General features: G+C 62.4%; 25 protein-coding genes. 23 read left to right on the top strand and 2 right to left on the bottom strand.

The window, feature by feature from the left end:
* Positions 1–613 precede the first annotated feature (613 nt).
* Complete coding sequence (locus M3484_RS10270) at positions 614–1,024, top strand: hypothetical protein (protein WP_249496785.1); 411 nt, start codon at positions 614–616, stop codon at positions 1,022–1,024.
* Positions 1,025–1,613: 589 nt separating this feature from the next.
* Here M3484_RS10270 and M3484_RS10265 read toward each other — a convergent pair.
* Entirely contained in the window at positions 1,614–1,829 is a 216-nt protein-coding gene (locus M3484_RS10265; protein WP_249496784.1) for a hypothetical protein, read from the bottom strand.
* A 169-nt stretch (positions 1,830–1,998) separates the two neighbouring features.
* Here M3484_RS10265 and M3484_RS10260 point away from each other — a divergent pair, with 169 nt between their 5' ends.
* From M3484_RS10260 to M3484_RS10250, 3 genes are read left to right on the top strand one after another with little or no spacing between them, the layout of a single operon-like run.
* A complete protein-coding gene (locus M3484_RS10260; protein ID WP_249496783.1) occupies positions 1,999–3,303 on the top strand; it encodes a TCR/Tet family MFS transporter in 1,305 nt (434 codons plus the stop codon).
* Positions 3,300–4,532, top strand: a complete 1,233-nt coding sequence (locus M3484_RS10255) for a DegT/DnrJ/EryC1/StrS family aminotransferase (protein ID WP_249496782.1) — start codon at positions 3,300–3,302, stop codon at positions 4,530–4,532. The genes M3484_RS10260 and M3484_RS10255 overlap by 4 nt, the downstream gene beginning before the upstream one ends.
* Complete coding sequence (locus M3484_RS10250) at positions 4,529–4,852, top strand: immunity 53 family protein (RefSeq protein WP_249496781.1); 324 nt, start codon at positions 4,529–4,531, stop codon at positions 4,850–4,852. The genes M3484_RS10255 and M3484_RS10250 overlap by 4 nt, the downstream gene beginning before the upstream one ends.
* 45 nt (positions 4,853–4,897) lie before the next feature.
* Here M3484_RS10250 and M3484_RS10245 read toward each other — a convergent pair whose 3' ends face one another.
* On the bottom strand, positions 4,898–5,362 hold the full coding sequence (locus tag M3484_RS10245) for a hypothetical protein (RefSeq protein WP_249496780.1): 465 nt from the start codon (positions 5,360–5,362) through the stop codon (positions 4,898–4,900).
* Positions 5,363–5,736: 374 nt separating this feature from the next.
* On the opposite strand from M3484_RS10245, the gene M3484_RS10240 reads away from it, so the two are divergent.
* The 19 genes from M3484_RS10240 (at position 5,737) to M3484_RS10150 (ending at position 18,769) form a co-directional block, all read left to right on the top strand.
* Positions 5,737–6,102 carry an NADH-quinone oxidoreductase subunit A gene (locus tag M3484_RS10240; RefSeq protein ID WP_092896257.1) on the top strand — a complete coding sequence of 122 codons (366 nt, stop codon included), beginning with the start codon at positions 5,737–5,739 and terminating at the stop codon, positions 6,100–6,102.
* Positions 6,093–6,626: a NuoB/complex I 20 kDa subunit family protein gene (locus M3484_RS10235; protein WP_092896259.1), complete on the top strand. Its 534-nt coding sequence runs from the start codon at positions 6,093–6,095 to the stop codon at positions 6,624–6,626. The genes M3484_RS10240 and M3484_RS10235 overlap by 10 nt, the downstream gene beginning before the upstream one ends.
* A gap of 5 nt (positions 6,627–6,631) precedes the next feature.
* Positions 6,632–7,240 carry an NADH-quinone oxidoreductase subunit C gene (locus tag M3484_RS10230; RefSeq protein WP_092896261.1) on the top strand — a complete coding sequence of 203 codons (609 nt, stop codon included), beginning with the start codon at positions 6,632–6,634 and terminating at the stop codon, positions 7,238–7,240.
* On the top strand, positions 7,237–8,493 hold the full coding sequence (locus M3484_RS10225) for an NADH-quinone oxidoreductase subunit D (protein ID WP_249496779.1): 1,257 nt from the start codon (positions 7,237–7,239) through the stop codon (positions 8,491–8,493). The genes M3484_RS10230 and M3484_RS10225 overlap by 4 nt, the downstream gene beginning before the upstream one ends.
* Positions 8,493–8,765, top strand: coding sequence for a hypothetical protein (locus tag M3484_RS10220; RefSeq protein ID WP_092896265.1), 273 nt, complete (start codon positions 8,493–8,495; stop codon positions 8,763–8,765). The genes M3484_RS10225 and M3484_RS10220 overlap by 1 nt, the downstream gene beginning before the upstream one ends.
* The gene (locus tag M3484_RS10215; protein WP_249496778.1) at positions 8,765–9,058 is read left to right on the top strand and encodes a hypothetical protein; all 294 of its coding nucleotides are present in this window, start codon (positions 8,765–8,767) and stop codon (positions 9,056–9,058) included. Before M3484_RS10220 ends, M3484_RS10215 begins: the two co-directional genes overlap by 1 nt.
* A gap of 111 nt (positions 9,059–9,169) precedes the next feature.
* The gene (gene nuoE / locus M3484_RS10210) at positions 9,170–10,240 is read left to right on the top strand and encodes an NADH-quinone oxidoreductase subunit NuoE (RefSeq protein WP_249496777.1); all 1,071 of its coding nucleotides are present in this window, start codon (positions 9,170–9,172) and stop codon (positions 10,238–10,240) included.
* Positions 10,241–10,250: 10 nt separating this feature from the next.
* On the top strand, positions 10,251–10,472 hold the full coding sequence (locus M3484_RS10205; protein ID WP_198837547.1) for a DUF5337 domain-containing protein: 222 nt from the start codon (positions 10,251–10,253) through the stop codon (positions 10,470–10,472).
* Positions 10,473–10,484: 12 nt separating this feature from the next.
* A complete protein-coding gene (gene nuoF, locus M3484_RS10200; protein WP_249496776.1) occupies positions 10,485–11,783 on the top strand; it encodes an NADH-quinone oxidoreductase subunit NuoF in 1,299 nt (432 codons plus the stop codon).
* Between the two features lie 2 nt (positions 11,784–11,785).
* Complete coding sequence (locus M3484_RS10195) at positions 11,786–12,181, top strand: hypothetical protein (protein ID WP_249496775.1); 396 nt, start codon at positions 11,786–11,788, stop codon at positions 12,179–12,181.
* A gap of 125 nt (positions 12,182–12,306) precedes the next feature.
* Entirely contained in the window at positions 12,307–12,717 is a 411-nt protein-coding gene (locus tag M3484_RS10190; protein WP_249496774.1) for a DUF5333 domain-containing protein, read from the top strand.
* Positions 12,714–13,097, top strand: coding sequence for a DUF3291 domain-containing protein (locus M3484_RS10185; protein WP_249496773.1), 384 nt, complete (start codon positions 12,714–12,716; stop codon positions 13,095–13,097). Before M3484_RS10190 ends, M3484_RS10185 begins: the two co-directional genes overlap by 4 nt.
* Before the next feature lie 6 nt (positions 13,098–13,103).
* A complete protein-coding gene (nuoG, locus tag M3484_RS10180) occupies positions 13,104–15,146 on the top strand; it encodes an NADH-quinone oxidoreductase subunit NuoG (RefSeq protein WP_249496772.1) in 2,043 nt (680 codons plus the stop codon).
* Positions 15,147–15,150: 4 nt separating this feature from the next.
* Positions 15,151–15,552: a YNQ4 family lipoprotein gene (locus tag M3484_RS10175; RefSeq protein ID WP_092896283.1), complete on the top strand. Its 402-nt coding sequence runs from the start codon at positions 15,151–15,153 to the stop codon at positions 15,550–15,552.
* 68 nt (positions 15,553–15,620) lie between these two features.
* Positions 15,621–16,658, top strand: coding sequence for an NADH-quinone oxidoreductase subunit NuoH (gene nuoH, locus M3484_RS10170; protein WP_092896285.1), 1,038 nt, complete (start codon positions 15,621–15,623; stop codon positions 16,656–16,658).
* Between the two features lie 5 nt (positions 16,659–16,663).
* Positions 16,664–17,158: an NADH-quinone oxidoreductase subunit NuoI gene (gene nuoI / locus M3484_RS10165; RefSeq protein WP_092896287.1), complete on the top strand. Its 495-nt coding sequence runs from the start codon at positions 16,664–16,666 to the stop codon at positions 17,156–17,158.
* A gap of 35 nt (positions 17,159–17,193) precedes the next feature.
* Entirely contained in the window at positions 17,194–17,724 is a 531-nt protein-coding gene (locus M3484_RS10160; RefSeq protein WP_249496771.1) for a collagen-like domain-containing protein, read from the top strand.
* Positions 17,721–18,170, top strand: coding sequence for a carboxymuconolactone decarboxylase family protein (locus M3484_RS10155; protein ID WP_092896291.1), 450 nt, complete (start codon positions 17,721–17,723; stop codon positions 18,168–18,170). Before M3484_RS10160 ends, M3484_RS10155 begins: the two co-directional genes overlap by 4 nt.
* Positions 18,167–18,769, top strand: coding sequence for an NADH-quinone oxidoreductase subunit J (locus M3484_RS10150; protein ID WP_092896293.1), 603 nt, complete (start codon positions 18,167–18,169; stop codon positions 18,767–18,769). The genes M3484_RS10155 and M3484_RS10150 overlap by 4 nt, the downstream gene beginning before the upstream one ends.
* Positions 18,770–18,771: the final 2 nt, after the last annotated feature.

The raw sequence follows: 18,771 nt of genomic DNA, 5'->3' as shown, positions 1-18,771 counted from the left end.
AGTTCCTCCGGCACTCTCCCTTTGGTTAAGGCGATGCGGCAGCAGGCTTCTCGCTGCCTGAGCCGAGGTGGTTCGAATGAGGAAGATCGGTTTCACCGAGCCGCAGATCCTTGCAGGGCTGCGCGAGGCCGAGGGCGGCGGAGCTGTGTCGTGGGCAAGAGATCAGCAGCGGGAGCTCTTGCATGTGGCGTGCGAGCTATGGCGGCATGAACGCTTCCATGAGGATCCGGATGATGGCATCGGAAGACGAGCACCGGCGGCTCAAACGCATGGTCTGTGGACCTCGCCATGCCGACGGACCTGCTCTGGGAGGCCCCTCGAGGAAAGGGGAAGCTGCCGGAAAAACAACACGCGGCCCGCTCAACGCCAAGATGAGGCAGCGCGGCGCCATCAGTTCGAGGCCGCTGGCGAAGGCTGCGGGGGGCGAGGGAAGGTGGACTGCATTGCGCTGGCCTGCCGATGGTTCGCCTTCAGTGAGACCTGCTTCCGCGCACTGCGCATTGTCTGCGGGCCTGTCAGGCCCAGAAGCGGTTGCGTAGGATCTTGTGCGAGATGGAATTAACCGCGGCCGGATCAGGCCGGGGCAAGGCATCAAACGGGACAAGCCGGACATGTGCAGCGTGCCGCAAGCACCAAACCCTATGTCACCGATGGTTTTGCTTCGCGGGCCTGCGCTACGTGGGGGATCGCCATCGGTGATGGGCGTCGATTCAGGTCGCCGGACGGTCTGGACATCGTCAACAGCGTGAGTCAGAGGATCGAAGCCGACGTTTCACGGCCCGCTGATCGGATCATCGGCTGGCGCATCAAGCCTGCCACAAAACGTGGCACCAAGGGGCGGGAATACATCAGTGGCAAATTGCTGATCCGGGCGTCGGCACAGGGTATCGCCATCCGACCTGTCCGACCAGGACTGCCCTGGCTGAACGCCTGCACCGAGCGCTGCAACCGCATTGTCCTCCAGGAATGGCCGGAACACTACGTCATCGAAAGCAGCGGTGCGGTACAGGGTTTTGCCGCGTAACGACCCTGGGCCTGCACCCTATGTTACCGCCCATGCGGCAGGTGGGATTAGCAAGTTCGGATTGGCGCGTCGTCGGGTGCAGAGACAGGCCCGGTGTAAAGATGCGACCTTACAGATGTCGCGGCCCCGTTTGATCTTCGCGGATCAGATTCCCAGCCAACGTGGCCTGCGCGGTAGCACTTTGTTGTAATCGGGTTCTGAGATCCCGGCTCACCATCGTAGCGCCAGACCTCTCTCTGCCTTCTTTCACCCCAGAGCCTTGCGGCGAATGCCCGGCTTTGCGCTGTTGCTGCCGGAGCACGGTATGTCCCGCTTTTCACCATCATTGCCCAGACACTACGCGCCATCCGGCTGACCAGAGCGACACGACCTCGCCCGCTGTCGCTCCCGGCGGTTGAAAGACCTGTTTTCCGGGGGCAACGCGGAGGGTTGAGACCTCGTTCTTATTGGTTCCTCCCGATCCCGTCCGGATCACTATGGTACAAAACTGCCGTCAGGAGGGGGGGCAACCCATGACCAATGATCGGTCGAACATTGGACGCGGCGGCACTACACCTCTTCGGGACAACTGAAGATGACGGCGTGAAGTTTACGCCGGAATCCCGCTAGAATGGGGGGAATTACCTTCCTGGGCGATGCACAGGAGTGCGGCGCAATGCGGTGCCCGGGCGGCACGGCTCTGGATCACCAGGCCGGCTTTGACCGGCACGGCAAAGCCCAGCATCAGCGAAGACGCCATCGCCAGGGCGAGAAGGCGGAGAAAGCCGCGATGGCGGCGCGCGGGGCGGGAACGGGCGAAGCGCATCGGGGAGAACCTTTCCTGTATTCTGGCCGCAGATCTCGCAGGGCGGGCGGAGACGTGTCCAATGACGAAAACCGTCATCCTGCGGTGATTTGACAAAACAGAGGCGTGGGGGCAGGGTCTGGCGCCTGCGCCTGGCCCTTTCCGGCGCCCTCTCTCGCCCTGGTGTGATATGCCTGCCGACAGCCAGAATTCTGCCGCCGAACCCGCGCCCGCCCAATCCTCGCAGCCATTGCCCGGATCCGCATCGAAACATGCGGTTACCTTTGTTCTGATCACGGTTTTTCTGGACATGATCGGCTTTGGCATCATCATGCCGGTTCTGCCGCGGCTGATCGAAGAGGTGGGGCATGTCGGCCTTGACCGCGCCTCAGAGATCGGGGGCTGGATGTTTGCGGCCTTTGCGGTCTCGCAATTCATCTGCTCGCCGCTGGCGGGGAATCTGTCCGACCGTTTTGGCCGAAGGCCGCTTCTGTTGCTGGCGGTGTTCGGGCTGGGGGCCGATTTCCTGCTTTCGGCCTGGGCGCCGACCCTGTTCTGGCTCTTTGTCGGGCGGGTGCTTGCCGGGGTCTGCGGCTCAAGCTGGGTCATCGCCAATGCCTATATCGCCGATGTGACCGCGCCCGAAGACCGCGCCCGTGCCTTCGGGCTGATGGGCGCAGCCTTTGGTGTGGGCTTTGTGATCGGGCCGGCGATCGGCGGTCTGCTGGGAGAGATCGGCACCCGCATTCCCTTTATCGTGGCCGCCTGCGTCTCGTTCCTGAATTTCACCTATGGCTGGTTCGTGCTGCCAGAAAGCCTCGGCCGGGAAAAACGCCGCCGGTTCGAGCTGGCGCGCGCCAATCCCTTTGGCGCCTTCCGGGTCTTTCGCACCTATCCGGGGGCTGTGCCACTTTGCGCGGTGCTGTTCGTCTTCTTCTTCGCCTCTTCGGTCTATCCCGCGATCTGGACCTTCTGGGGCATGGCGAAATTCGGCTGGACCGAGGGCATGGTCGGGCTGACCCTGGCGGTGTTCGGCCTTGTGATGGCGGGGTTCCAGGGCGGGCTGACCGGGATCTTCGTGCGCCGGTTCGGCGAGCATCGCACGGCGCTGATCGGCCTCGTCTGCGCCACCATCGCCGCGACCGGCTATGGGCTTGCAGGCGGGCTGGGCGTGGTCGTGGTGCTGATGTTCGTCCATGGCCCCGAGGGCTTTGTCCATCCGATGATCATGGCGATCATGTCCCGCCAGGTGCCCGAAAACGCGCAGGGCGAACTGCAGGGCGGGATTTCGGCCATCACCAATATCGCCATGCTCTTCGGCACGGTTTTCTTCTCGCAGATCTTCGGACATTTCATGGCCGGGGGCCGCGAATGGCAATCGCCGGATGTGGCCTATTGGGTGGCCGGCGGCTGCCTCTCGCTTGCGCTTGTGCTGTTCATATGGCTGACAGGGACAACGGTGCGGAGTGCCACAGGGAAGGCAGCGGAAAAATGAGCGAGCGGTTCAGCGGCAGTTTCACCCAGCAAGAGCCGATCCCGGAGGCGGGTATCGAAGCGGCGCTGGCGGTTTTGCGCCACGGGCGGCTGCATCGCTATAATACGCTGGGCGATGAGATCGCCGAAGCCGCGCTGCTTGAGGAAGAATTCGCGGCTTTCACCGGCGCGCGTTATTGCCTCGGGGTGGCGTCCGGCGGCTATGCGATGGGCTGCGCGCTTCGCGCCGCGGGGCTGGAGCAGGGCGCGGCGGTTCTGACCAATGCCTTCACGCTCGCGCCGGTTCCAGGCGCTGTTCAGGCGGCAGGGGGCCATCCGGTTTTTGTCGAGATCACCGAAGACCTGGTGCTGGACTTCGACGATCTGGCTGCGAAGGCCCGGGCGACCGGCGCGCGCATCCTGCTTTTGTCGCATATGCGTGGCCATAGCTGCGATATGGAGGCGCTGATGGCGCTTTGTGGCGAACTGGGCCTGATCGTGATCGAGGATTGCGCCCATACGATGGGGGCGGAATGGAACGGGGTCGCCTCGGGGCGGCATGGCCTGATCGGCTGCTATTCGACCCAGACCTATAAGCATATGAATTCCGGCGAAGGCGGGCTCCTGATCACGGATGACGCGGATATCGCGGCAAAAATGATCCTGCTGTCAGGCAGTTACATGCTTTATGCCCGGCACCGCGCCGCGCCCGGGCCCGAAGCGTTCAAGGATATCAGGCTTGATATCCCGAATGTCTCGGGGCGGATGGACAATCTGCGTGCAGCGATCCTGCGGCCCCAGGTCGCGCTGCTGGCAGAACGCCGCGCCCGCTGGACCGCGCTTTACGAGACGATGGAGCGGGGCCTTGCCAATACGCCCGGCCTCAGACTGATCCGGCGCCCCGCGGCAGAGCGCCATGTCGGATCATCCTTTCAGTTCGCGCTGCCCGGCTGGGAGGCCGCGCGGATCGGGATGCTGCTTTCGCGTTGCGTCGCGCGGGGGGTGGAGCTGAAATGGTTCGGGGTGGAAGAGCCGGTCGCCTTCACCTCGCGCTATCCGCATTGGCGCTATGCAGGCGAACAGCAGTGCCCGAATACCGACCGCATCCTTGCCGGCCTTGCGGATATGCGGCTGCCGCTGACTTTTTCGGTGGAGGACGCGGCGCTTATCGCCCGCATCATCCGCGAAGAGGTGCTGATCACCGGCCAGGCCGGGCATCTCGACGCAGGCGAGGCCCCGGTCATCGAATGAGGGATCCTGACCATCTCGTCTGGCTTGCCAACTGGTACGGGTTGCAATGTGACGGCGACTGGGAACATCAGGACGGCATTCGCATTGAGACGCCCGACAATCCCGGCTGGATGGTGACGGTCAGCCTGACGGGGACAGAGCTGGAGGCGCGGGCCTTCACAGCGACCCGTTCCGGCGAGACGGGCGGCGATGGAGACCCGAAGACGCGCTGGCATGACTGCCAGGTCGCTTCCGGCGAATTTCGCGGCGCCTGTGGCGTCTTCGATCTCGGCCGGGTTCTCGGGATATTCCGCGACTGGGCCGAAAGCCGCCCCGGCTGATCGGGGCGCCAGTGATCCGGTGACCCATGTCCCGTTGCCCCTGCCTTACCGCAGGTAGGGGCTCTCGCCGCCAAGTGAGGCATTGGTGTGCCCGATCAGCGCCTCGCACAGGCAGGCTTCGGTGGTGCAGGCATCGCGGGCGGCGATAAAGGTCTCATCGCGCGACGGATTGCCGTGATCGGTCTCGGTGCCGGTTGCGTTTTCCAGCGCATAAACCCAGGCCGCGTCATCGAGATTGCCCATGAGCCAGAGCTCCTGCTCGTCCTCATAGAGGCTGTCGCACATCAACCGGTGCGCGGGCAGCGTAGCCTCGGTCTCGCAATCAATATCGGGGGCGATCTGATAGCTTTCGCCAAAGAGCACCAGGCTCTCCTGCAGCGCCCTGATGCTGATCCCGCAAATCCCCTGAGCGAGGGCCGGCGAGAGGCTGAGGGCAAAGCCTGTCAGCAGGGCCATGACGGGGGCGGCACGATGTAGCCGCAGGGGACGGTTCCGGAGAGGGGAAGACATTGCGATGCTCCTCTGTTGATCGGGACCAAGCCAATGCGACCGGGGCGTTCCGGTCAAGGTCAGGAATAGCGTCGGATAATTTCCTACTGTTTTTCATGGGAATACAGGGGGTAATTGCTTTTGTGATTCCTTTGCCTGCGACTTTCTGACGCCGGGGACGACAACCCCGCCGCGATGCAGCACCGGCAGAGATTCTTTTTGAGAGGCGGCCTGAAGCAACACAGCAAAACAAGGGGGAACCCCCTTCGGAAGGGTGGGAAAACCCCTCTCCCTCGGTTGACCCCGGGCGGGGGCAGGGGTAAAGCGAACCAATGAGTGCAAGCGGGTCGAAAAAGGGTCCGCAGGCTCGCTGACGCCAGCTGAAGGAGCATCTCGTGGACACGCTTCTCCGAGAGTATCTTCCGATTGTCATTCTGCTCGTGATCGCGGTGGGGCTCGGCCTCGTCCTGATCCTCGCTGCTGCGGTGATCGCAATCCGGAATCCGGACCCTGAAAAGGTTTCGGCCTATGAATGCGGATTTAACGCATTCGATGACGCGCGGATGAAATTCGACGTCCGGTTCTACCTCGTGTCGATCCTGTTCATCATCTTTGACCTTGAAGTCGCTTTCCTCTTTCCCTGGGCGCTTGCGTTCAGCGAGATCTCGATGACAGCGTTCTGGTCTATGATGGTGTTCCTTGGCGTGCTGACCATCGGCTTCGCCTATGAGTGGAAGAAGGGAGCTCTCGAATGGGAGTGATGACCGGTTCCAATACGGTAGGGCTGGACCGCGACGGCGATGTCGCGGCCTTCTCGCGTGATCTGCAGGATAAAGGCTTCCTGCTGACCTCGACCGAGGATGTGATCAACTGGGCCCGGATCGGGTCTTTGCACTGGATGACCTTTGGTCTGGCCTGCTGCGCGGTCGAGATGATCCAGATGTCGATGCCGCATTACGATGTGGAACGATTTGGCATGGCGCCGCGCGCTTCGCCCCGGCAGTCGGATCTGATGATCGTCGCCGGAACGCTGACGAACAAGATGGCGCCCGCGCTTCGCAAGGTCTATGACCAGATGCCCGAGCCGCGCTATGTCGTGTCGATGGGCAGCTGCGCCAATGGCGGCGGCTATTACCATTACAGCTATTCGGTGGTGCGCGGCTGTGATCGCGTGGTGCCGGTCGATGTCTATGTGCCGGGCTGCCCGCCCACGGCCGAGGCGCTGCTCTATGGCTTGTTGCAATTGCAGCGGAAGATCCGCCGCACCGGCACTCTGGTGAGGTGAACAGGATGTCTGACGCGCTGAACGAACTCGGAGCCACCATTGCCCTGCGCCAGCCCGACGCGGTGCTGTCGCATGCCGTGGCCCATGGCGAGCTGACGCTGCTGGCGACGCCGGCGCATCTTCTTGCGCTGATTGAATATCTGCGGGACGAGGCGACCTGTCGCTTTTCGACGCTGATCGACATCACGGCGGTCGATTACCCGGAACGCCCGGCGCGGTTCGATGTGGTCTACCACTTCCTGTCGATGTACCGGAACCAGCGCATCCGCGTGAAGGTTGCGCTGCGCGAAGAGGAAATGATCCCCTCGCTGGTGAGCCTGCATCCCGGTGCAAACTGGTTCGAGCGCGAAACCTTCGATATGTTCGGGATCATCTTCCAGGGTCATCCTGACCTGCGCCGCATCCTCACCGATTACGGCTTCCGTGGCCATCCGCTGCGCAAAGACTTCCCGACCACCGGCTATGTCGAAGTGCGCTATGACGAAGTGCAGAAGCGCGTCGTCTATGAGCCGGTGAAACTGGTGCAGGAATACCGCCAGTTCGACTTCATGTCGCCCTGGGAAGGCGCGGAATATATCCTTCCGGGCGATCAGAAAGCGGAGGCACCGAAATGATGGACGGCTCCAACTCGCAGGATATGCGCCGGAATTTCTATGATGACGGCTCGATGGATATCGAGACGTCCGAGCAGCGGATACGTAATTTCAACATCAACTTCGGCCCGCAGCACCCTGCGGCCCATGGCGTGCTGCGTCTGGTGCTGGAGCTGGATGGCGAGATCGTTGAACGCGCCGACCCGCATATCGGCCTTCTGCATCGCGGCACCGAAAAGCTGATGGAAAGCAGGACTTACCTGCAGAACCTGCCCTATTTCGACCGCCTCGACTATGTGGCGCCGATGAACCAGGAACATGCCTGGTGTCTGGCGATTGAAAAGCTGACCGGCACTGTGGTGCCGCGCCGTGCGAGCCTCATTCGGGTGCTCTATTCGGAAATCGGCCGCATCCTGAACCATCTGATGAACGTCACCACCGGCGCGATGGACGTTGGTGCGCTGACGCCGCCGCTCTGGGGCTTTACCGCGCGCGAAGAACTGATGCAGTTCTATGAACGCGCCTGCGGTGCACGTCTGCACGCGGCCTATTTCAGGCCGGGCGGCGTCCACCAGGATCTGCCGGCAAAGCTGATCGACGATATCGAGGCCTGGTCGCAGACCTTCCCGAAACTTGTCGATGACCTTGACGCGCTGATCACTGAAAACCGCATCTTCAAACAGCGCACTGTCGATATCGCGACCGTGTCGGAGCAAGACGCGCTGGACTGGGGGTTCTCCGGGGTGATGGTGCGCGGATCGGGCCTTGCCTGGGATCTTCGTCGTGCGCAACCCTACGAATGCTATGACGAATTCACCTTCCAGGTACCGGTCGGCAAGAATGGCGACTGCTATGACCGCTATCTCTGCCGGATGCTGGAGATGCGGGAATCCGTCAAGATCATCCAGCAGGCCATCGCGAAACTGCGTGAGCCGGCGGGGCAGGGCGATGTGCTGGCGCGCGGCAAGCTGACGCCGCCGAAACGTGGTGAGATGAAGACCTCGATGGAGGCGCTCATCCACCATTTCAAACTCTATACCGAAGGCTTCCACGTCCCCGCGGGCGAGGTCTATGCTGCGGTTGAAGCCCCGAAGGGCGAGTTTGGCGTCTTCCTGGTGGCGGATGGCACGAACAAGCCTTACCGCGCCAAGATCCGGGCGCCGGGCTATGCCCATCTTCAGGCGATGGATTACCTTGGCAAGGGCCACCAGCTGGCCGATGTCTCGGCGATCATCGCGACGATGGATATCGTGTTTGGTGAGGTGGACAGATGATGGCACGTTTCGCGACGGCTCTTCTGGCCCTTGCTCTGCCGGTGGCGGGCTTTGCCCAGACCAGCGAACTCGGGGAAGAAGCAAAGCAGCTTGCCGCCGCCATCGCGGCAGAGGGCTGTGTGCTGACCCAGGCCAATAATGACGCCGTTCAGAACCGCCTGACGGGGATGAATGACGAAAGCGCCATGGCCGCTTCGGTTCAGCTGATCATTGGCGGATATCTTGTGGAAGAGGGGCAGGGCGCCTTCCGCCTCAAGGGGCTTGGCTGCTGATGCTGTACCGTCTTGCCCCCCTTGCCGTGATGCTGCTGGCCGGGCCCGCGCTTCTCCCGGCGTTTGCTCAGGAGGCGCCGCCCGCCGGCACCGACTGGAAGGCGCTTCTGACCGAGACGCTCGAAGCCCATGGCTGCACGATGACCGAAGAAGAAGCGGCAACCCTCTTGCCGCCGCTTGGGTTCAGCGAAGACTGGACCCCCGTGGTCGTCGAGGAAATGCTTGCCGACGGGTCGGCGGAGCTGGACGAGAATACCTGGGCCCTGACCGTGAAAACGGAGAAATGCCCCTGATGCTGCTGGTCGGGCTCATCCCTGTTTTGGTCCTGACCCCCTTCTTTGTGCATGGTCCCTTCGGGCTCCTGTACATCAAAGCCGTTTTTTCTTTCGTCGGGATCATCTGACATGCTGCGCCGCCTTTACCACGAGCAACCTGCGAGTTTCGCCTTCACGCCCGCCAACCTGGCCTGGGCCGAGGGGCAGATCAGCAAATATCCCGAAGGGCGCCAGGCCTCGGCGGTCATCCCGCTGTTGTGGCGGGCGCAGGAACAGGAAGGCTGGCTGACCAGGCCCGCAATCGAATATATCGCGACCATGCTGGGTATGGCGAATATCCGCGTGCTTGAGGTCGCGACCTTCTACTTCATGTTCCAGCTGCAACCGGTTGGCTCTGTTGCGAATATCCAGATCTGTGGCACCACGTCCTGCATGATCTGCGGCGCAGAAGAGCTGATCGAGGTCTGCAAAGAGCTGATCGCACCGGCGCCGCATACGGTTTCTGCCGATGGCAAGTTCAGCTGGGAAGAGGTCGAATGCCTCGGCGCCTGCGCCAATGCGCCGATGGCGCAGATCGGCAAGGATTACTACGAAGACCTGACGCCCACGGTGCTGCGCGGGCTGATCGCGCGCTTCCGCGATGGTGAAGTGCCGCAGCCCGGCTCGCAAAGCGGCCGCTATTCGTCTGAACCGGTCACCGGCCTGACTTCGCTTGCCGAATACAAGGGCAAGGGCGCGGGCCTCAATGGCTCGGTGCAGCGTGCGGTGGATATCGGCGAGACGGTGAAGCGGATCGATGGCACCGAAGTGGCGCTGAACCTGTCCTGGATCCGCAATCGCGAGGGCGGTATGGCGCTGGCCGAAAAGCCCGCCGTAAAACCGGCTGCGAAAACGGAGGAGCCGGTGGCGGCAGAGGGCAAACAGCCCGAAGCGCTGCAGGGGCCGCGCGGCGGCGCGGCGGATGACCTCAAGGAAATCGAAGGTATCGGCCCGGTGCTGGAACGGCTCTGCCATGAGCTTGGCTTTTTCCATTTCGACCAGATTGCCGGCTGGAGCGAAGACGAAGTCACCTGGGTTGACCAGAATCTCAAGGGCTTCAAAGGCCGCGTGACCCGTGACAAATGGGTGGCGCAGGCGAAACTGATTATGGCTGAAGGTCTGGACGCATTCCGCATCCGGGCAAAGACCAACGATTACTGAGGGCGGGGGCATGACAGGGCCATCGGCACATGACATCAAGCGCGGGCGCCAGGTGCGCCTTGTGGCTGTTGTCATTGCGGCGACGATGATCCTGTGGATGGGCGGGCAATGGCTCGGCGGGCATTTCGGCTGGGAGACGCGGTTTGTCTTCCTTTTCGATCTCGCAGCGATTGCCGGTTTCATCTGGGCTCTGGCCGTGACGTATCAGATCTGGCGCGGGCGCCGGGCGTAAGGAGAGCGAGCGATGCTCAAGGATCAGGACCGCATCTTCACGAACCTCTACGGGATGCATGACCGCTCCCTCAAAGGGGCAATGGCGCGCGGCCATTGGGATGGCACGGCGGATATCATGTCCAAAGGCCGTGACTGGATCGTGGATGAGATGAAAAAGTCGGGCCTGCGCGGGCGCGGCGGTGCGGGCTTCCCGACGGGGATGAAATGGTCCTTCATGCCGAAGGTCTCGGATGGGCGTCCGGCCTATCTGGTGGTCAATGCCGACGAATCCGAGCCTGCGACCTGCAAAGACCGCGAAATCATGCGCCATGATCCGCATACGCTGATCGAAGGCTGTCTGATCGCCGGTTTCGCGATGAATGCGGTTGCTGCCTATATCTATATCCGCGGCGAATATGTCCGCGAGAAAGAGGCGCTGCAGGCTGCGATCGACGAGGCCTATGACGCCGGTCTGATCGGCCGCAATGCCTCGAAATCCGGTTATGATTTCGATGTTTACCTGCATCACGGCGCAGGGGCCTATATCTGTGGCGAAGAAACCGCGCTCTTGGAAAGCCTTGAAGGCCGCAAGGGTATGCCCCGGATGAAGCCGCCTTTCCCGGCGGGGGCGGGCCTTTATGGCTGCCCGACCACGGTGAACAATGTCGAATCCATCGCTGTGGCACCGACCATCCTGCGCCGTGGCGGCGAATGGTTCGCGGGCTTTGGCCGTCCGAACAATGCGGGCGTGAAGCTTTTCGCGATGTCGGGTCATGTGAACGCGCCCTGCGTGATCGAGGAATCGATGTCGATCCCGATGCGCGAGCTGATCGAGAAACATGGCGGCGGCGTGCGTGGCGGCTGGAAGAACCTGAAAGCGGTGATCCCGGGCGGCGCATCCTGCCCGATCCTGACTGCCGATATGTGTGAAAACGCCATCATGGATTATGATGGTATGCGCGAGCTGAAATCGTCTTTCGGCACCGCCTGCATGATCGTGATGGATCAGTCGACCGACGTGATCAAAGCGATCTGGCGCCTGTCGAAATTCTTCAAGCACGAAAGCTGCGGTCAGTGCACGCCGTGCCGCGAAGGCACCGGCTGGATGATGCGGGTCATGGACCGTCTGGTGACCGGCGATGCAGAGGTCGAAGAGATCGACATGCTGTTCGAGGTCACCAAACAGGTCGAAGGTCACACGATCTGCGCCCTTGGCGACGCAGCCGCCTGGCCGATCCAGGGTCTGATCCGCAATTTCCGCGAGGAAATCGAGGACCGTATCAAAGCAAAGCGCACCGGCCGCATCTCGGCCGCGCTGGCTGCGGAGTAATCATGGCCCTTCGCGCAACCCTCAGCATGACGGCACCCGCCCGCGGCCTTTCGGTCGTGGCGCTGGCGCTTGTCCTGTCGGGCTGTGCGGTGATCCATACGCCGCTGCCGGAAACGGTGACACCCGGCCTGCATCAGGTACAGGTCGATGGCCATGCGATCCAGGGCGAGGTTCGCCCCGGCCCGACCGGGGTGCAGCTGACCGTGGTCGGCGCGCGGCCGATTGGTGGCCAGGAGATCCGGGTCACCACCGCCGGGGGCCTTCGCAATGATCAGGGCGCGCTGGCCAAGAAAGCCGCCCGCGCGACCTGTGCCGCCGCAGGCGGCCAGTTCCGTGAAAAGGCCATCGGGAAATATGATCGGGCAGGCGCCTGGCTTTTCGCCGGAGGCTGCGCATGATCACGGGATGTTTCAGCCGGCACGGATCACGGAAACGCCACGAAGCCGTGCGTTTTGATGCGCCTGTCGCTCTGGCAGGATGGGGGGCCGGTCAGATGACCGCTGCAACCTGTGGAGCATCCGTTATGACATCCGTGAAAATTCTTGCTGTATCGCTGGTGATTGCTGCGAGCGCCGGCGCCGCTTTGGCGCGCACGCCGATCAACCAGGAAGCGCATATCAACGACACACTGCGGCAGGGCTTCATCGCTGATGCGATTGCCGATAATTGCCCGACGATGCGGCCGAGAAAGCTGCGCGCGCTGAACGAGCTGACCAAGCTCAGGGATTACGCGCTGAAACAGGGCTATACCCGCAAGGAAGTCACCGCTTTCGTCGAGAGCAAGACCGAGAAGAAGCGCGGCAAGGCCGAGGCTGCGGCATGGCTGAAAAAGGCGGGGGCTGAACCGGGCAAGACCCAGGCCTATTGCGCCGTGGGCGAGGCGGAAATCGCGAAGAAAAGCCTGATCGGCTATTTGCTGAGGTCGACCAGATGACCGCCCGAATGGCCCATGGCAAAGCTTTGCACACGCGTGACGGTTGTCACCTTGCCGCGCTCAATTTCGGCCTGTTGCGTCACGATTGGGACGCGCCCGAAGTCGTGGATTTCGTGGCCGGACTGGATCTGGTGAACGGGGTCGCCGAACGCGCAGCGGGCTTTGTCTGGCGGCTCGATGACGCGGCGATGGATGCGGCGCAGGCCGATCCGGCCTCGCCGTCCGAGGGCAGTCCGCGTATGGCGGACATGGCCGAGGGCTATGCGCGGTGGCAGCATCGCAATGAATTTGGAGACAGCGACCAGGCCTTCGGCTGGTCGTATCTGGAAGAGGCCGCGACATGGACAGCCCATGCATGCGACCGGATCGCGGCGGAGTAGGCGCAGATGTCGAATCTGAAAAAAATCAACATCGACGGGACCGAGCTGGAGATTGACGGCTCGATGACGATCATCCAGGCGGCGGAAGTGGCCGGGATCGAGATCCCGCGCTTCTGCTATCACGAGCGGCTGTCCATTGCGGGCAATTGCCGGATGTGTCTGGTTGAAGTCGTGGGCGGCCCGCCGAAACCGGCGGCCTCCTGCGCGATGCAGGTGAAAGACCTGCGCCCGGGCCCGAATGGCGAGGCGCCGGTGGTGAAAACCAGGTCACCGATGGTCAAGAAGGCCCGCGAAGGGGTGATGGAGTTCCTCCTGATCAACCATCCGCTGGATTGCCCGATCTGCGACCAGGGCGGCGAATGCGATCTGCAGGACCAGGCCATGGCGTATGGCGTGGATTTCTCGCGCTACCGCGAGCCGAAACGCGCCTCTGACGAGCTGGACCTTGGCCCGCTGGTCAAGACCGCGATGACGCGCTGCATCTCCTGCACCCGCTGCGTGCGGTTCACCTCGGAAGTTGCGGGCATCACCCAGATGGGCCAGACCGGCCGCGGGGAAGACAGCGAGATCACCTCGTATCTCAACCTGACGCTGGACAGTAACCTTCAGGGCAATATCATCGACCTCTGCCCGGTTGGTGCGCTGACCTCGAAACCCTATGCCTTTACCGCCCGCCCCTGGGAGCTGACCAAGACCGAGACCATCGATGTGATGGATGCGCTCGGAAGCAATATCCGGGTCGATACCAAGGGCCGTGAAGTGATGCGCATCCTGCCGCGCAACAATGACGCGGTGAATGAGGAATGGATTTCCGACAAGACCCGGTTCATCTGGGACGGCTTGCGCCGTCAGCGCCTCGACACGCCTTATGTGCGGGTGGATGGCAAGCTGCGCAAGGCGACCTGGGGCGAGGCGCTTGAGGCGGCTGCAGCGGCGATGAAGGGGAAGAAGATCGTGGGTCTGGTGGGTGATCTGGCCCCGACCGAAGCGGTTTACAGCCTGAAAAAGCTGATTGAAGGCCTTGGCGGCAAAGTGGAATCGCGCACCGATGGCGCGCGTCTGCCGATTGGCAATCGTTCTGCCTATGTCGGCACCGCGACGATTGAAGACATCGACAACGCAAAGATGATCCAGCTGATCGGCACCAATCCGCGTGTCGAAAGCCCGGTTCTCAATGCAAGGATCCGCAAGGCCTGGACCAATGGCGCGACCGTGGGTCTGGTCGGTGAAGCGGTCGATCTGACCTATGACTATGTGCATGTCGGCTCTGACCGCGCGGCGCTGGTCGAGCTGTCGGGCAAGGAAATCTCGGATGCGACCCGTGAAGCGCCGTCGATTGTGATCGTCGGTCAGGGTGCGATCAATGAGGCTGATGGCGAGGCGGTTCTGGCCCATTCCATGAAGCTCGCCGAGAACTCGAATTCTAAGCTTTTGATCCTGCATACGGCAGCAAGCCGCGTTGGTGCGCTGGATGTCGGTGCCGTGACCGATGGCGGCATGGCGGCGGCGGTTCTGGGCGCCGAGGTGATCTTTAACCTTGGTGCGGATGAGGTCGAGATCGCGCGCGAATGGACCGATGCAGGCGCGCCGCCCTTCGTGATCTATCAGGGCAGCCATGGTGACCGCGGTGCGAACCGTGCCGATGTCATCCTGCCGGCTGCTGCTTTCACCGAGGAAAACGGCCTGTTCGTCAATACCGAAGGCCGGCCGCAACTGGCGTTCCGCGCGGGCTTTGCGCCGGGCGAGGCCCGTGAGAACTGGGCGATCCTGCGCGCGCTTTCGGGTGAGCTGGGCGCGAAACTGCCCTGGGACAGCCTCGCGGGGCTTCGTGCCGCGCTGATCGCCGATCACCCGCATCTGGGTCTGGTGAATGAGGTCGTGGAAAACGAATGGCAGCCGCTGGAGCTCCGGATGCCGGCGCGTGCGGGCTTCCGCAATGCGATCCGGGATTTCTATCTGACGAACCCGATTGCCCGTGCAAGCCAGGTCATGGCCGAGCTTTCCGCTCAGGCGCTCGCGCGTGCCAACGCGCCGCTGGCGGCTGAGTAAGCCGATGCGTCACCTCGCCACCCTCACGCTGTTCCCGGCCGCCCTGGCGGCTCTGGGGGCCTGCGCGGGGGATGGAGAGGGCGCGCCCATGCCGGGCAAGAAGGAATATCACGGCATCCAGACCGTGCTTCTGGATGGCGATATGGTCAGTTTCCGCGTCGCCATGAAGGGGACGCAGAATGGCAAGGACATCGAGGATTATGCCCGTTGCGCAGCCGCGCAATATGCATTGATCCGGGGCGCCGGTTTCGCCCGCCATGTGCGGACGAATGTTGCAAAATCCGGCGATACGCTGCGGGGGGACTCGGTCTGGCTGGTTTCAGCCGCCTTGCCCCGCGGCGTGAAAACGATTGACGCCGAAGTGACGGTGCAGGATTGCGGCGCATTGAGGATCCCGACGGTCTGAGGGGCAGCCCCCGGACAAAAGGCATAAAGACAGCGGTCCGGAAAACGGACTGAGAGGACGGTAGGAAGATGGACGGATTTTTCTCGACGGGGCTTGGCACGGCGGTCATTCTGATCGCGCAGTGTCTTGCGGTGGTCGCCTTCGTCATGATCTCGCTGATCTTCATGGTCTATGGCGACCGGAAGATCTGGGCGGCGGTGCAGGTGCGGCGCGGCCCGAACGTGGTCGGCCCCTGGGGGATCCTGCAGACCTTTGCTGATGCGCTGAAATATGTGCTGAAGGAAATCGTGGTCCCGGCAGGTGTGGACCGCCCGGTCTATTTCCTTGCACCGATCCTGTCTTTCGTGCTGGCGCTTCTGGCCTTCGCGGTGATCCCGTTCGATTACGGCTGGGTACTGGCCGATATCAACGTCGCGATCCTGTTCGTCTTCGCCGTCTCCTCGCTCGAGGTTTACGGCGTGATCATGGGCGGCTGGGCGTCGAACTCGAAATACGCCTTCCTCGGGGGCCTGCGCTCTGCTGCGCAGATGATCTCTTACGAGGTTTCGCTGGGCCTGATCATCATCGGTCTGATCATTTCGTCCGGTTCTATGAACATGTCCGACATCGTGCGGGCGCAGGATACCGGCTACGGACTTCTTGGCTGGTACTGGCTGCCGCATTTCCCGATGCTGGTTCTGTTCTTCGTCTCGTCGCTGGCGGAAACCAACCGTCCGCCCTTCGACCTGCCGGAAGCTGAATCCGAACTCGTCGCGGGCTTCATGGTCGAATATTCCTCGACGCCCTATCTTCTGTTCATGGCGGGCGAGTATATCGCCATCTTCCTGATGTGCGCGCTGATCAGCCTCTTCTTCTTCGGTGGCTGGCTCTCGCCGATCCCGGGCATCGCCGATGGCTGGTGGTGGATGGTCGCCAAGATGTGGATGTGGTTCTTCATGTTCGCGATGGTGAAGGCCATCGTGCCGCGCTACCGCTACGACCAGCTGATGCGGATCGGCTGGAAAGTCTTCCTGCCGCTGTCCCTTGGCTGGGTCGTTCTGGTGGCATTCCTTGCAAAATTTGAAGTGCTTGGCGGCTTCTGGGCCCGCTGGGCGATCGGGGGCTGAGGCAAATGGCCAATATCGACTGGAACCGCGCCACGCGCTATTTCCTGATGATGGATTTCATCAAGGGCTTTGCGCTTGGGATGCGCTATTTCTTCAAGCCGAAGCCCACCATCAACTACCCGCATGAAAAGGGGCCGCTTTCGCCCCGTTTCCGCGGTGAGCACGCTTTGCGCCGTTACCCGAATGGCGAAGAACGCTGCATCGCCTGCAAGCTTTGTGAGGCGATCTGCCCGGCCCAGGCCATCACCATCGATGCCGAACCGCGCGAAGACGGCTCGCGCCGCACCACGCGCTACGATATCGATATGACGAAATGCATCTATTGCGGCTTCTGCCAGGAAGCCTGCCCGGTAGATGCCATCGTTGAAGGCCCGAATTTCGAATTCTCGACCGAGACCCGCGAAGAGCTGTTCTACAACAAGGATAAACTCCTTGAGAATGGCGCGCGGTGGGAAGCCGAGATTGCCCGCAATCTCGAACTCGACGCACCTTACCGTTAAGCCAGACCCACCCCAACCGGAGACCCGGCCAGGCCATGAGCAGACTTGAATCAGCAATTACCGGAGCGGCGGGCGGGGCAATCACCTTTGCCCTTGTCGCTCTGTTTGCTGGCGGGATGCTCAGAGGTGATCAGGGGGTTCCCGGCCCGGCCGGTGTCGCAGGCCCGGCAGGGGCGGAAGGTCAGCCCGGCCCCCAGGGACCCGGCGGCGTACAGGGTCCCGTTGGTCCGGCCGGCCCGCAAGGTGTTGAAGGTGTCGCCGGCCCGCAGGGGCCACAGGGCGAGATCGGTGTTCAGGGGCCTGCCGGCCCGCAGGGCGTGGCGGGCGAAGGTGATCCCGGCCCGGATGCACTTCTTCTTGTGCGCCGCGTGGGCGGTTGCCCCACCGGCTGGAACCCGGCAGGAGAGGTTGTGCTGAACGCGTCTCCCGATTATGCGGGCAGCGCTGACCAGGAACGCTCGAACCCGGGGGTCGTGACTTCGGCAACAACGGGCTTTGCCAATGTCAATTTCTTCCTCTGCCAGCAGGGGAATGCCGGCGGGTCCGATGGGGAGGGCGCGGAATGAACGAAGCCTATACCAAAATGCTGAGCCAGATGATGGAAAGCAGCCAGGAGATGCTGAAAAGCTTCAACCCGGGCCTGGCATCGGTGACGGAAAGCATGAGCGAAGGCATGAAAGCGGGCGGTTTTGACAAGCTGTTCCCGACCATGCCGGCGGATCTGATGGAAATGTGGTTCGGCAAGACCTTTAACCGCGAGGGGCTCGACAGCCGCACGCGGCTTCTGGTGACGCTGGCCGGGCTGACGGTGCAGGGGGCGCTGCTGCCTGCAGGCATCGCTGAGCCGCAGATCAGGGTGACGGTCCGGCATGCGCTGGAAGCCGGCGCCACGGAACGCGAGATCGCCGAGGTGATCTGGCAAATGAGCATGTTCGGCGGTTTGCCCGCCATGAGACAGGCGCTGGACATTGCCCAGTCCGTCTTTGACGAGAGGAAGGAAGCTAGCAAATGACCGTCGCGGTTTTTGCCTTTTATGTCTTTGCGGTTGTGACGGTGGGGTCGGGCCTGATGGTCACGGTCTCGCGCAATCCGGTTCATGCGGTGCTCTGGCTGATCTCGGCCTTTGTCGGCGCGACCGGGCTTTTCGTGCTGCTCGGCGCCGAGTTCATCGCGATGCTCCTGCTGATCGTCTATGTCGGCGCGGTGGCGGTGCTGTTCCTCTTTGTCGTGATGATGCTTGATGTGGATTTCGCGGCGCTGAAGGGCGAGATGGCGCGGGCCATGCCACTGGCGCTCCTGATCGGCGTTGTGCTTCTGATGCAGATCGGGATCGCCTTCGGCTCCTGGCGTGTGTCTTCGGGCGCGAGCCTCACGAACCCGACGCCCACGGATATCGACAATGCGCGCGCTATCGGTCTGCTGATCTATGACCGTTATATCTACCTCTTCCAGGCCGCAGGCCTTGTGCTGCTGGTCGCGATGATCGGTGCGATCCTTCTGACCCTGCGCCACCGTACCGGCATCAAGCGCCAGAACGTGCTGCATCAGATGTGGCGCGACCCGGCCCAGACCATCGAAATGAAAGACATCAAACCGGGGCAGGGGCTCTGATC

Source organism: Pseudomonas sp. GX19020 (assembly GCF_023371075.1).
GTDB lineage: Bacteria > Pseudomonadota > Alphaproteobacteria > Rhodobacterales > Rhodobacteraceae > Pseudogemmobacter.
This window is presented reverse-complemented; position numbering and strand designations above follow the sequence as displayed.